The sequence below is a fragment of the Solwaraspora sp. WMMB762 genome, assembly GCF_049179115.1.
Classification (GTDB): Bacteria; Actinomycetota; Actinomycetes; order Mycobacteriales; family Micromonosporaceae; genus Micromonospora_E.
Window position 1 is genome coordinate 871,186 of the sequence record NZ_JBMHMD010000001.1, and the last position, 13,256, is coordinate 884,441.

Consider the following 13,256-nt stretch of genomic DNA (forward strand, 5'->3'; position numbering starts at 1 on the left):
AGCCCGACTACCGACGAGTCCACACCATCGGAACAGTCAGTGACGGGCAGCCGACCCGGCCGTCCCGCGCGATCAGCGCCCGGCGGCGGTCACCGCTTGCGGGCGATCAGCGCACCGTTCGCACCGGGGGCGTCGAAGACGACGGTACGGATGGAGCCGAAGCCGGCATCGGCCAGCCAGTCGGCGTACTCGGTCTCCGAGTAGTTGCGCCCGCCCTCCGTCTCCACCAGCATGTTCATCCCCATCAGGGCGGCCTCGGGCGGACCGGTGCGTTCGGGGTTGAGCAGCAACTCGCAGACGACGATCGTGCCGCCGGACGGCAGCGCGTCGTGGCAGCGGGCCAGCAGCGCCCGGTTGGTCGCTTCGTCCCAGTCGTGCAGGATCATGCTGAGCAGGATGGTGTCATGTCCCTGCGGCAGCTTCTCGTCGGTGAAGAAGTCACCGGCGACGGTGTCGATCCGGTCGGCCAGACCGGCGGCGGCGGCCTTCTCCGCGGCGACCGGCACGACGTGTGGCAGGTCGTAGACGCTCGCCCGCAGATGCGGATAGCGCCGGCACAACTCGATGGGATACGCGCCCGACCCGCCGCCCAGGTCGAGTAGCCGGTGGTGGGCGCTGAAGTCGTAGGCGTCGCCCAGCGCGCGGGCCGTGAAGATCGACGCGGCGTACATCGCCTCCAGGAACAGGTTCCGGATCCGCGGGTCCACGTCGGCGAAGATCGACTCCTGGGTGTCCGGATCCCAGGTCAGTGGCCGGTCGGTACGCAGCGCCTCACCGATGCGGTGCCACGGTAGGTAGGTGCGTTCGTCGCAGTAGCGAACCTGACCGCCGAAGTAGTAGGGACGGTCGGCTACCAGGAACTCCTCCGCGATCGGTGCGTTGCGGTAGCTGTTGGAGCCGGGTTGCTTGGTGAGCAGTCCGAGCGAGGCGCAGGCGGCGAGCAGGGTATCCGCCGGGCGCTCAGCCAGCCCGTACTCGTCGCACAGTTGCCCGACGGTGATGGTCCGGCCGCCGGCGAGCCTGGTGAACAGGTTCAGCTCGACGGCGGCGGCCAGGGTCTTGAAGCTCCAGAAACCGGTCACCAGACGCATAAGAGGGGTGGGGGTTAGCATCCGGACATTTTCCGGTAAAGGGCCGTCCGACTGACGGAGCTGTCAGTTAGCCGATAGATCCGGGTCGGGTATCCGTCCGGCCGGTCACCACGAGCCGGCTGTCGGGCCGGCCGACCCGCCCCTGCGGCGCAGGTACTTCTCGAACTCCTGGGCGATCTCGTCACCGGTCAGCGGCTGGATACCAGCGTCGCCGACCCGTTCCTCCAACTCGCGAACGTACTCGCCCAGCTCGGCGTCCTGCTCGGCGGTGGCCCGCACCCGGGCCTCCCACTTCGCCGCCTCCTCAGCCATGTCGGCCATTGGCACCGGCAGGTCGAGCACGTCCTCTACCCGGTGCAGCAGCGCCAGTGTCGCCTTCGGGCAGGGTGGGTTGTTGGCGTAGTGCGGCACGTGCACCCAGAACGAGACCGCGTCCACCTCCGCGCGGGCGCAGGCGTCCTGCAGCACCCCGACGATCCCGGTGGGACCGTCGTACCGGGTCGGGACGAGCTGAAGCCGCTGCGCCGCCTCCTTCTCCGAGGCGGTCCCGCTGATCGGCAGCGGCCGGGTGTACGGCACGTCGGCGAGCAGAGCGCCGAGCAGCACCACCCGGTTGACCTCCAGGCTGTGGCACAGCTCCAGGACCTGTTCACAGAAGGTGCGCCAGCGCATGCTCGGTTCGATCCCGTGGATCAGCACCACGTCCCGGTCGGTGCCTTCCGGGCTGGCCACCATGAACCGGGTCGTCGGCCACTCGATGCGGCGCGCGTCGCCGCTGGAGCCGGTGATGGTCGGCCGGCTGACCTGGAAGTCGTAGAAGTCCTCCGGATCCAGCGCGGCGATCTCTCGGGCCTGCCAGACCTCCTGCAGGTGCTCGACGGCCGCGGTGGAGGCGTCCGCGGCGTCGTTCCAGCCTTCGAACGCGGCGATTGCCACCGGTGACCGCAGCACCGGCAGACCGTCGAACTCGGTCACCGGGCCTCCTCGCCGTCATTGCGACCTGGCAGCGCGCTCGCGGTCGTTGCGACTACTCGTCGACGTCTGGGTGCGGGGTAGTTGTCGTGCCTCACCCTGTCAGCCTACGTGCCGGTCGACGACCCGGCCCGGTGGCCGCGCCGGCTCCGCCGGCGGCCTGATCCGCGCACCGCCGCCGTACGTATTGCGCAACTGGGGCAGCATGGACCGCAGACGGCCACGCGTCGCCGTCCGACAACTGAGCGAGGAGGCCGGTATGCGCCAGCCCGGCGACCGTGTCCGCAGCCGGTTTCAGCTGGTGGCGTTGTGTGCCGCCGTCGTCGCGGCGGCGGCCTGCGCCGCGGTGCCGCTGCCCGACGCCGGGCCGGGTGAACCCAACCAGCCGGCGGTGCCCGGGGGCGGTGCCACCGGGGCGGCCGACGGGTCGCTCGACGGCACCGACACGGTCGAGGAGTTCGAGCAGGACATCGCGGGTGCCGAAGCTCTCGCCGACGAGTACTGGTCGCAGCGGTTCGCCGGGTTCGGTGCGTCGTTCGAGCCGATCGGGCAGGCGATCGCCTACCAGCGCGACGGCGAACTGAGCTGCGGCGACCAGCTCATTCCGAGTAACAACGCGGTCTACTGCCTGACCAGCGGGTCCGAGTTCATCGCCTACGACGCGAACTGGGCATTCGACGTGTTCCAGACGGTCGGCGACTCGTTCCTGTTCTACCTCATCGGCCATGAATACGCGCACGGCATCCAGGTGCGGCTGGACCTGGAGTACCGGTTCAGCATCCAGCGGGAGCTGGCCGCCGACTGCCTGGCCGGGGCCTATCTCGGTGACTCGGTACGCGACGGCACGCTGCAGCTCGACGACGGTGACCTGGAGGAGTTCCAACGCGGTCTGGCGACCGTGGCGGACGATCCCGACCAGCCGTGGTTCGAGGAGGGCTCGCACGGCACCGCCGATCAGCGGATCGCGGCGTTCTTCAACGGGTACGACCGGTCGCTGGCCGGGTGTGACCTGACCTGACCGACGCCGGCCGAGGCAGCCTGCCCGCTGCGCTGTCGCGTCGCCGGCTGGGCGACGACGCTGCGATCAGGCAGGATCGGGGGACACCCGTCGTGTCCCGACCAGGGAGGTTCCGCTGAACACCCCGCCACCCGCCGCCGTCCTGTTCGACATGGACGGAACGTTGATCGACAGCGAGAAGCTCTGGGACGTGGCCCTGCGGGAGCTGGCCGTGCACTACGGCGGGCAGCTGTCCGCCGAGGCGCGGTTGGCGATGGTGGGTTCGGACATGGCCACCACGATGGGGCTGCTGCATGAGGACCTGGGCCAGCCGTGGCGGGATCCGGCGACCGGCGCCGCCTGGCTGACCCGTCGGGTCACCGCCCTGTTCAACGCCGGCGTCCCGGCCCGGCCGGGCGCGTTCGAGCTGGTCCGGGCGGTACGGACGGCCGGCCTCCGCACCGCGCTGGTCACCTCGACCGAGCGCGCCCTGGTGGACGTGGCGCTGCACACCATCGGGCGGCACAACTTCGACGTGGTGTGCTGCGGAGACGAGGTGCCGGCGACCAAACCCGATCCGGCCCCGTACCTGGCCGCTGCGGCCGCCCTCGGCGTGTCGGCGGTGGACTGCGTGGCGGTCGAGGATTCCCCGGCCGGGGTGGCCAGCGCGCACGCCGCCGGGGCGGCGGTGCTCGCGGTGCCGGCCGAGGCGGTGTTTCCGGTGCCGGACCGGGTCCAGGTACGGGCGAGCCTGTGCGACGTGACCGTGGCCGATCTGACCGCGCTGCTCGCCGCGTACCGGGCCGATCTGCCCGTCGCCGCCGGTTGACGGGCAGCCCGCTCCGGGCTGCCCGTCAACCGGCCTGGCCGGTCACTCGTGCGAGATCGCCTGCAGTACGTTCAACCGGGACGCCCGCCAGGCCGGCCACCAGGCGGCGACCACGCCGGCCAGCGCGGCGGCGACGACGAACCCGACAAGTTGGCCGACCGGCACGCTGACCACAGACAGCACGTCCTGGCTGCGCATCGCGAACGACGCGGCCAGTCCGAGCGCCACGCCCAACGCCACGCCGAGTAGACAACCGAAGACGGCCATCAGCAGTGACTCGACGCGGACCATCCGGCGGACCTGGCGTCGGCTCATCCCCACCGCGCGTAGCAGCCCGAGTTCCCGGGTGCGTTCGTAGATGCTCAGCACCAGCGTGTTGACGATCCCGATGAAGGCCACCAGCACGGCGAGGGCCAGCAGTACGTAGAAGATGCTGAGCAGGATGTCGACCAGCTGGTTCTGCTGCTCGACGAAGCTGCTGCGGTCGCCGACCGTCACCAACGGGTAGTCGGCCATCAGCGCCTCGGTCTCGGCGACGATCCGCTGCACGTCGGCGTCCGGGGTGGTGGCGACGAACCCCTGGTAGGCCAGCGGCCCGGCGAGGTACTGCACCTGGGACTCGGGCAGGATCAGCCCGGCGGTGAGCGCGGTGCGGTAGACGCCGACGAGTTCGTAGGTCCGCTCGCCGCCACGTGGCATGTCGATGACGATGTCGTCGCCGACCGTCCATCCGTTGGACTCCGCGGTGTTCACGTCCACCACCGTTTCGCCGTCGCCGGCGTCGAGGCGGCCCTGTACGGTCTCGAAGGCGAACATCGGGCCGGCCTGTGACAGGTCCGTGGCGGAGATGAGCTGGTTGGGGCGGCCGTCGGCGGTCAGCACCGCGATGTGGTACGCGACAGTGCCGGTCACGCCGTCGATCTCGGCTACCTGGTCGAGGCGTGCGGGGTCGAAGCCCTCCCGCCCGGTCGGCAGTTGCTGGCCGTTGGTCAAGATGATGATCTCGGCCCCGAGGCCGTTCTCCACCAGGTCGGTGGTGGTCGCCTTCAACGACGACCCGATCACCGCGATGGTGCTGACCAGGGTCACCCCGATCATCAGGGCGGCGGCGGTGACGGCGGTACGCCGCGGGTTGCGCAGCGTGTTGCGTCGGCCGAGACCGGTCGCCGTACCCCAGCTGACCAGGCGCCCGACGGTGCCGGCCACCGGACGGGTGAGGGCGGGCGACAGCAGCGCCACGCCGATGATCGACAGCAGCACGCCACCGCCGAGCGCGACGGCGGTCAGCCCGGAGACACCGATCAGACCCACGGCCAGCAGCCCCGCGCCGAGCGCGGTGACCACCCCGCCGGTGATGGTGAGCCCGGTCAGCGACCGGTCCGGGCGGACCACGTCGCGCATCGCGGCCACCGGCGGGACCGCCGAGGCGCGGATCGCCGGAATCAACGCCGCGACCATGGTCATCAGTACACCGACCAGGTAGGACGCCAGGATCGCGACCGGTGAGACGATCAGCCCGCCAGCGGGCAGCGACAGCGCGTCGACTGCCAGGAACTGCAGGCCGGCGGCGACGCCGATGCCGGCCGCCAGGCCGAGGGTGGCCGCGATCACGCCGACGACCAGCGCCTCGATCAGCACCGCCGAGGTGACCTGGGCCCAGCTGGCACCCAGTGCCCGGAGCAGGGCCAGCTCGCGGGACCGCTGCGCGACCAGGATGTTGAACGTGTTGAAGATCAGGAACATGCCGACCAGCAACGCGATCAGCGCGAACCCGAGGAAGAACCAGTTGACGAAGGTCAGCAGCTGGGTGAACTGGGACGCCTGCTCGTCGGCGAGCTCCGCGCCGGTCACCGCCTCGAACCCGGTCGGCAGCCCGTCGGCCACCAGCCGCTTGAGCTCGTCGTCGGTGACGCCAGGGTCGGCGGTCAACTGTGCCGCGCCGAACACCCCGGTCTCGCCGTAGAACAACTGCTGTGCCTGTGGCACGGTGAAGGCGACCAGTGTCTCGCCGCCGAGGGTGGACCTGCCCCCGCTGTACTCCAGCAGGCCCACCACGTCGTACTCGCTGGCCTGGTAGGCGCTGGAGACGTACACCCGGAGCCGGTCGCCGACCGTGACGCCGGCCTGCTCGGCGGTCAACCGGGTCACCGCGACCTCGTCGTCGGCGCTGGGCGTGCGTCCCTCGGCGACCTGGAGCAGCGCGTCGTCGTCGCCGGCGGCGGTCAGGCCGATGCCCAGCTGCGGTGCCTGGCTCGGCACCGCCTTGCCGTCGGCGGCCCGGAACGGGATCACCCCGGTCGAACTGGCGTCACCGGTGACCGACGCCACCCCGTTGATAGCGGCGATGCGATCCAGGTCAGCGTCGGTCAGCAGCGGCGGCTCCGCCTGCTGACCGGCCGTATCGGCCGCCTGCACCTGAACGGCGACGTCCGCGTTGACGGTCTGGAAGAGCCGTTCGAAGCGGCTGCTCAAGCTGTCGGTGAGCACCGTGGCGCTGGAAACGAACAGCACCCCGAGGATGATCGCCACCCCGGACAGCACCAGCCGCAGCTTGCGGGAGAGCAGACTCTTCAACGTGGCGCGCAGCATCAGGCCTGCTCCTGCTCGATCGCCGCGACGTCGAGGCCCTTCAGCCGGTCGAGGACCGCCTCGGCGGTCGGCTGCTGTAGCTCGTCGACGATCCGGCCGTCGGCGAGGAAGACGACGCGGTCGGAGTAGGAGGCGGCGACCGGGTCGTGGGTGACCATGACGATGGTCTGCTGGTGGTCGCGTACCGAGTTGCGCAGGAACCCGAGGACGTCGGCGCCGGCGCGGGAGTCGAGGTTGCCGGTCGGCTCGTCGGCGAAGACGACGTCGGGGCGGGCGACGAGGGCGCGGGCGCAGGCGACCCGCTGCTGCTGGCCGCCGGACAGCTGGGTGGGTCGGTGGTGCAGGCGGTCGCGCAGGCCGACGGTGTCGATCACGGTGTCGAACCAGGCCGGGTCGGGTTTGCGGCCGGCGATAGCCATGGGCAGCAGAATGTTCTCCTCGGCGGTGAGCGTGGGGAGGAGGTTGAACTGCTGGAAGATGAAGCCGAGTTTGTCCCGGCGGAGTCTGGTCAGCCCGGTGTCGTTGAGTCCGGTGACTGTGGTGTCGCCGATGGTGATGGTGCCGCGGGTGACGGTGTCGAGCCCGGCGAGGCAGTGCATCAGGGTGGACTTGCCGGAGCCGGACGGCCCCATGATGGCGGTGAAGCGGGCGGGTTCCAGGTCGAGGGTGACGCCGTGCAGGGCGATCACCTGGGCTTCGCCGGTGCCGTACACCTTCCACACGTCGGCTGCCCGGGCAGCCGGTCCGGTCGCTGTCGTCGTTGTCACGTCGGAGGCTCCTACCGTTGTTGTCTGTCGCCAACGGTATGTTCCGGGCGCTGTGACTGGGTCCTGCCCGGGTACGGTTCACCACTCCGTCCACGACGGGGGCGCTCCTCCGACCTGAGGATGATCCCAACGGGCCGGACTCATCCGCCAGGGCAGGCTCAGGTCGGACTCATCCGCCAGGGCGGACCAGGCCGGACTCGTACGCCAGCACCACGGCCTGGACCCGGTCCCGCAGCCGGAGTTTGGTCAGCACGTGTCCGACGTGGGTCTTGATGGTGGTTTCGCTGACCGACAGGGTGGTGGCGATCTCGGCGTTGGACAGCCCTCGGGCCATCTGGATGAGCACTTCACGTTCCCGTTCGGTGAGCACATCCAGCGCCTTCGGCGGTGCCGCGTCCGGGTCGGGCAGGGTGAGCGCGAACTTGTCCAACAGCCGGCGCAGGATCCGGGGGGCCACCACGGCCTCACCGACCGCCACTGTCCGGATGGCGGCCACCAGGTCCTCGGCGGGCACGTCCTTGGCCAGGAAGCCGCTGGCACCGGCGCGCAGCGCCCCCACCACGTACTCGTCGAGGTCGAAAGTGGTGAGGATGAGGACCCGGACCGGCAGCCGGGCGTCGACGATCGCCCGGGTCGCCGCCACCCCGTCCATCCGGGGCATCCGGATGTCCATCAGCACGACGTCGGGCAGGAGCCGGCGGGCCAGGTCGACGGCTTCCGCTCCGTCCGCCGCCTCGCCGACGATGTCCAGGTCGTCCTCGGCGCCGAGGACCATCCGGAATCCGGTGCGCAGCAGCGGTTGGTCGTCGGCGAGCAGGATCCGCACCGGACGGGTGGTGGACGGCGCGGCGATGCCGGGTTCGCTCACGGTGCTCCTTGTCGGGTAGCCGCCCCCAGCTGCTCCATCGGCAGCTTGGCGTAGATGCGGAAGCCACCGCCCGGGCGCGGGCCGGTCCGCAGCGTGCCACCGTACAGGGCGACCCGCTCCCGCATCCCGACCAGACCGTGCCCGACCCGGCCGCGGTCCGGACCGGGACCGCGGCCGGTGTCGAAGACCTCGACGATCAGCCAGTAGACGCCGAAGCTGAGCCGCACCTCGGCGGTTGCCGCTCCGGCGTGCTTGAGCGCGTTGGTGAGCGCCTCCTGGACGATCCGGTAGAGGGTCAGCGTCACACCGGGATCCAGGTCCCCGGGTACCCCGTCGATTCGCAGGGTCACCGGCAGACCGGCCTCGCGGATCTGCTCGACCAGGGACTCGATGCCGCCGAGCCCTGGCTGCGGGGTGAGCTCGGCGGCGGCCGGTTCGGCGTCGGTGCGCAGGACGTCGAGCAGCCGACGCATCTCCCGTAACGTGCTGCGGCTGGTGTCGGCGATGGTGCCGAGCGCCTCGTCGGCGGCGGCCGGGTCGCGGTGCAGTACCCGTCGGGCACCGGTGGCCAGCACCCCCATCACGCTGACGTGGTGGGCGACGACGTCGTGCAGCTCCCGGGCGATCCGTCGCCGTTCGTCGGCGACCGCCTGGTCCGCAGCGGCCCGCTGGTTCTCCTCGGCTACCCGGGCGCGTTCGGCCAGCGTCCGCGTCGCCGACCGGCGGGCGTGCACGGTCCGCCCGATGAAGAAGGCGACCAGCATGGTCAGCCCGTTGACGAACAGCAGGTACATCCGGGAGATTCCCGGCAGTTCGGTGCCCTGTGGCAGCACCGCGTTGACGGTCAGCACCGGCAGCCACAGTACGGCGGCGGCGGCGACCGCCGGGCGCAGCGCCAGCCAGCAGGCCGCGGTGTAGGTCAGGATCACCAGTGCGAGCGCCATGCTCACCGGCTCGTGGCCGGTCAGCAGCGGGACGGCCACCAGCGCGGCGCTGGCCAGCACGGCCGGCCAGACGACGACCCGACGTACCGCGATCGGCGCCGCCGCGATCAGGCTCCAGCCGACGACGGCCGGCCAGCCGAGGTCCGGCCCGGGACTCGGCTGGCCGGCCGGGCCGAGCCCGTGCAGGGCCAGATCGACCAGGATGACCGCGGCGGCGAGCAGACCGTCGCGGGCCAGCACCGACGGTACCGGCCCGGTCGTGCCGGTGCTCCGGGCCCTACGCCACCACCGCCACCACCACCGGGACCGGTGTGGTCCGGTGGACCGGTCCGGCTCGGTGGTCTCCATGCCGCGACGGTATCCGGTACGGCGGTGGCGTCGCGCCCACCACGGTGCGAACCTGTTCTCCTCCCTCAGGAGGAGACCGGGTCCTGCGCCAGGTCGGGAAAGGGCGGCGGGGTCCCGCCGTACACCGGGCAGTACGTCTGGTAGCTGCACCAGTCGCAGAGCCGGCTCTGTTTGGGGCGGAAGTCCCGGCTCTCGGTGGCCTGCAGGATCGCCCGCCACAGCGCCAGGACGGTGCGTTCGAACCGCTGCAGCTCCTCGGCGTCCGGGGTGTAGTCGCAGATCTCGGCGTCGCGCAGGTACAGCAGCCGGAGCACCCGGGGGACGACGCCGCGGGTGCGCCACAGCACCAGGGCGTAGAACTTCAGCTGGAACAGCGCCCGGGACTCGAACGCCTCGCGCGGGGCACCGCCGGTCTTGTAGTCGACCACCCGCAGGTCCCCGCCGGGGGAGACGTCCAGCCGGTCGATGTAGCCGCGGATCAGCAGCTGTCCGTCGACCACCGCGTTTACCAGGCTCTCCCGTTCGGCCGGTTCCAGCCGGCGGGGATCCTCGACGGTGAAGTAGCCGTCGAGCAGGTGCCGGGCGGCGGCCAGGAACTCGTCCAGTTCCGGGCGGGGCGCCGGCTCGTCGGACGCCGGTTCCGCCGGCCCGGTGGTGACGACGTCGGCCAGCGTCGGGTCGGTGTCCAGCAGCCGTTGCCACTGCGGGGCGACCAGGGCGGCGGCCGCGGCCGGGGTGCGCTGGTCGGCCGGCAGATCGAACAACCGTTCCAGGACGGCGTGGACCAGGGTGCCCCGGGCCTGGTCGACGGTGGTCCGCTCGGGTAGCCGGTCGATGCTGCGGAACCGGTACAGCAGCGGGCAGGTCTTGAAATCGGCCGCCCGAGACGGCGACAAGGTGGCCAGCCGGGGTGGTTCGACCTCGGGTGCGCCGTCCGGACCGATCGTCGTGCCGTGCACCGTTTCCGCCGTCATGGCACGCAGGGTATGGCACCGGTGTGACAATCCGGCCGGCGGCTCGGCGACAAACCGTGCGCGCCGGGCGGTACGGCGTTCCGTAGCATCAACCCGATGGAGGACACCGCGAAACGCCCCGACCGGCGCCCCGACCGGCGGCCGGGGATCAGCCTCGGCCGGGTGCTCGGCTTCCCGGTGCACCTCCACACCTCGGTGCTGTTCCTCGCGATCCTGGTCACCGTGCTGTACGGCGAGTTCGTCCGTACCCAGTTGGACGTGCCGCAGCCGGCCCGGTACGCGGTCGGCCTGGGCTTCGTGGTCTGTCTGCTCGGTTCGGTGCTGCTGCACGAGCTGGGTCACGCGTTGACCGCCCGCCGCTACGGCATCGGCGTTCGCGGGATCACCCTGGAGATGCTCGGCGGCTACACCGAAATGGACCGGGACGCCCCGACCCCCAAGGTCGACCTGCTGGTGTCGCTGGCCGGTCCGGCGGTGTCGCTGGTCCTGGGCCTGGTCGCGGTGGTGGCCACCGTGCTGCTGCCGGACCGTACGTTGATCGACCAGTTGGCGTTCCAGTTGGCGGCGGCGAACCTGCTGGTGGCGGTGTTCAACGCGTTGCCGGGGCTGCCCCTCGACGGCGGGCGCGCGCTGCGTGCCGCGGTCTGGGCGGTGACCAGGGACCGCCACGTCGGCACCGAGGCCGCCGGTTGGGTCGGTCGGGCCGTGGCGGCGGGCACCGCCGGCCTGGTGGTGCTGCTCACGGTGGCCGGTATCCTGTCCCCGTTCGGGCTGATCTTCATGCTGCTGGTGGCGTTCACCCTCTGGCAGGGTGCCGGCCAGTCGATCCGGGTCGCGCGCATCGGCCGCCGGTTCCCGTTGGTCAACCTGGCGATGCTCGCCCAGCCGGTCTTTCCGGTGCCGAGCGGCACGCCGTTGGCCGAGGCGCAGCGTCGGGTCGCCGGCCCCCACCCGGCGCAGCCGGGTGGCCGGGAGCCGGCCTTGGCGGTGACGGACTCGGTCGGCCGGTTGGTCGCGCTGGTGGACCGGGCCGCGGCCGCGGCGGTCCCGCCGGAGCGCCGCCCGTGGGTGGCGGTCGACACCGTCGCGCGCGGTATCGACGGGGTACGCCGGATCCCGGTCGACCTCACCGGCGAGCAGGTCGTCCGTACCGTGCAGGAACATCCGGGCGCGCAGTACCTGGTGACCCGGGGCGAGGACGTGATCGGCGTGCTGCACGTCGCCGATCTGGCGCAGTTGTTGGAACCGAACCGAAAGATGAGCCCGTGACCCCTCCGCCGACCGCCGTGGCATCCGGCGACGTCAGTACCACGCCGATCTCCACCCGGCGCGGCCCCTTCCAGCCGGGCGACCGGGTGCAGTTGACCGACCCGAAGGGGCGGATGCACACCGTCACGCTCGCTGCCGGCCGGTCGTTCCACACCCATCGCGGTGCCCTGGCGCACGACGAGCTGATCGGCCTGCCCGAAGGCAGCGTGGTGACGTCGGCCGGCGGTACCGCGTACCTCGCGCTGCGTCCGCTGCTGGCCGACTATGTGCTGAGCATGCCGCGCGGGGCCCAGGTGATCTATCCGAAGGACGCCGCGCAGATCGTGGCGATGGGTGACGTGTTCCCGGGGGCCCGGGTGCTGGAGGCCGGTGCCGGGTCGGGCGCGCTGACCTGTTCGCTGCTGCGCGCCGTCGGCACCGACGGTGAGGTGCACTCGTACGAGGCCCGGGCGGACTTCGCCGAGGTGGCTCGGGCCAACGTGCAGGCGTTCTTCGGTGGCCCGCACCCGGCGTGGCGGCTGCACGTCGGTGATGTCGCATCCTGCCCGGATGTCGGCTTCGACCGGATCATCCTGGACATGTTGACGCCGTGGGAGGTGCTGGACCTGGTGGCTCGGGCGTTGCTGCCCGGCGGGGTCTTCGTCGGTTACGTCGCCACCACGCCGCAGCTGAGCGAACTGGTCGAGGCGTTGCGCGCCGACGGCGGGTTCACCGAGCCCCGGGCGTGGGAGTCGCTGGTGCGGGACTGGCATGTCGACGGGCTGGCGGTGCGGCCCGACCACCGGATGATCGGGCATACCGCGTTCCTGGTGTCGGCCCGCCGGTTGGCGCCGGGGGTGAGCGCGCCGCCGCGGCGGCGCAAGCCGAGCAAGGGAGCGGAGGCGTACGCGGCGCGCCGCCGGGACCACGCCGGTGCACCAGTGCCGTCCGACGCCGCCGGCCCGGCGTCACCCAACGGGGCCGAAGGGCCGGCGGCGTCGCTGGGCACGGTGGCCGGGACGGGTTCGGCATGAGCCGGCCCGCGTTCGGTGGTGGCGAGTTGCCGGCGGTCTTCCCCGACTGGTCGCCCTATCCGGAGCTGGACGCGGCCAGCCGGGCGTACCTGCGGGATCCGGACGTCGCGCTGGAGGCGCTCGGTGGCGTGCTGGCGGGTGCCGAGGTTCTCGCCTTCACCCTCGAGCGGTTCGTCAACGAGGTCAACGGGGTCTGGCAGGAGGTGGCGATCTGCGACGGCAGCCGGATGGTCCTGTGGCACGGTGAGGACGTCCCGCCGGGGGACGGGCCGGTCGGGTCGATGACGTCGTCGCTGCGGGTGGTGCCGTTGTCCACGGTCACCGAGGTCGGCTGCCGTCGCCGGCTGACCCGTACGCCGACCGGGCAGATCCGGGTGGACAGCGTCGACGTCTACCTGCTGCTCAGTTCGCAGGACGAGACACAACCGGAAGAGCATCTCGGCCCCCGGCACGACGCGCTGCGGTTCGGCAAGACGCTCGACGACGGTGGTTCGGGGCAGATCGCGCGGCTCGAGGAGTTCGCCCGGGTGGTCGCCTCGGTGGTGGGCCGTCCGCTACTGTGACGTGGGTCACACATCCGTGGGGCAGGTTGGCC

Annotated in this window: 12 protein-coding genes; 5 read left to right on the forward strand and 7 right to left on the reverse strand. The window is 71.5% G+C overall.

Annotation, left to right across the window (positions count from 1 at the left end; translation table 11 throughout):
- Nucleotides 1-89 precede the first annotated feature (89 nt).
- Together ACN27J_RS04085 and ACN27J_RS04090 are read right to left on the reverse strand one after the other, a co-directional pair.
- Nucleotides 90-1,112 carry a methyltransferase gene (locus ACN27J_RS04085; protein ID WP_421363699.1) on the reverse strand — a complete coding sequence of 341 codons (1,023 nt, stop codon included), beginning with the start codon at nt 1,110-1,112 and terminating at the stop codon, nt 90-92.
- 84 nt (nt 1,113-1,196) lie between these two features.
- Nucleotides 1,197-2,066 (reverse strand): PAC2 family protein, encoded by an 870-nt coding sequence (locus tag ACN27J_RS04090; RefSeq protein WP_278169012.1) that lies wholly within the window; start codon nt 2,064-2,066, stop codon nt 1,197-1,199.
- Between the two features lie 256 nt (nt 2,067-2,322).
- Here ACN27J_RS04090 and ACN27J_RS04095 point away from each other — a divergent pair, with 256 nt between their 5' ends.
- Both ACN27J_RS04095 and ACN27J_RS04100 read left to right on the forward strand, forming a co-directional pair.
- Nucleotides 2,323-3,081, forward strand: a complete 759-nt coding sequence (locus ACN27J_RS04095; RefSeq protein WP_421363702.1) for a neutral zinc metallopeptidase — start codon at nt 2,323-2,325, stop codon at nt 3,079-3,081.
- A gap of 115 nt (nt 3,082-3,196) precedes the next feature.
- Nucleotides 3,197-3,889, forward strand: a complete 693-nt coding sequence (locus ACN27J_RS04100) for an HAD family hydrolase (RefSeq protein WP_421372105.1) — start codon at nt 3,197-3,199, stop codon at nt 3,887-3,889.
- Nucleotides 3,890-3,931: 42 nt separating this feature from the next.
- On the opposite strand, the gene ACN27J_RS04105 is transcribed toward ACN27J_RS04100, so the two are convergent.
- From ACN27J_RS04105 to ACN27J_RS04125, 5 genes are all read right to left on the reverse strand, one after another.
- A complete protein-coding gene (locus tag ACN27J_RS04105) occupies nt 3,932-6,478 on the reverse strand; it encodes an ABC transporter permease (protein ID WP_421363705.1) in 2,547 nt (848 codons plus the stop codon).
- Nucleotides 6,478-7,245, reverse strand: a complete 768-nt coding sequence (locus tag ACN27J_RS04110) for an ABC transporter ATP-binding protein (protein ID WP_123601506.1) — start codon at nt 7,243-7,245, stop codon at nt 6,478-6,480. Before ACN27J_RS04110 ends, ACN27J_RS04105 begins: the two co-directional genes overlap by 1 nt.
- A 169-nt stretch (nt 7,246-7,414) precedes the next feature.
- Entirely contained in the window at nt 7,415-8,113 is a 699-nt protein-coding gene (locus ACN27J_RS04115; RefSeq protein WP_278169015.1) for a response regulator, read from the reverse strand.
- The gene (locus ACN27J_RS04120; protein ID WP_421363708.1) at nt 8,110-9,405 is read right to left on the reverse strand and encodes a sensor histidine kinase; all 1,296 of its coding nucleotides are present in this window, start codon (nt 9,403-9,405) and stop codon (nt 8,110-8,112) included. The genes ACN27J_RS04115 and ACN27J_RS04120 overlap by 4 nt, the downstream gene beginning before the upstream one ends.
- Before the next feature lie 65 nt (nt 9,406-9,470).
- Complete coding sequence (locus tag ACN27J_RS04125; protein ID WP_421363711.1) at nt 9,471-10,379, reverse strand: RecB family exonuclease; 909 nt, start codon at nt 10,377-10,379, stop codon at nt 9,471-9,473.
- Between the two features lie 162 nt (nt 10,380-10,541).
- Here ACN27J_RS04125 and ACN27J_RS04130 point away from each other — a divergent pair, with 162 nt between their 5' ends.
- Genes ACN27J_RS04130 through ACN27J_RS04140 form a run of 3 tightly spaced genes read left to right on the forward strand, consistent with a single transcriptional unit; the run spans nt 10,542 to nt 13,224 of the window.
- Nucleotides 10,542-11,648, forward strand: coding sequence for a site-2 protease family protein (locus ACN27J_RS04130; protein WP_421372106.1), 1,107 nt, complete (start codon nt 10,542-10,544; stop codon nt 11,646-11,648).
- A complete protein-coding gene (locus ACN27J_RS04135; protein ID WP_421363714.1) occupies nt 11,645-12,661 on the forward strand; it encodes a tRNA (adenine-N1)-methyltransferase in 1,017 nt (338 codons plus the stop codon). Before ACN27J_RS04130 ends, ACN27J_RS04135 begins: the two co-directional genes overlap by 4 nt.
- The gene (locus tag ACN27J_RS04140; protein WP_282230681.1) at nt 12,658-13,224 is read left to right on the forward strand and encodes a hypothetical protein; all 567 of its coding nucleotides are present in this window, start codon (nt 12,658-12,660) and stop codon (nt 13,222-13,224) included. The genes ACN27J_RS04135 and ACN27J_RS04140 overlap by 4 nt, the downstream gene beginning before the upstream one ends.
- Nucleotides 13,225-13,256: the final 32 nt, after the last annotated feature.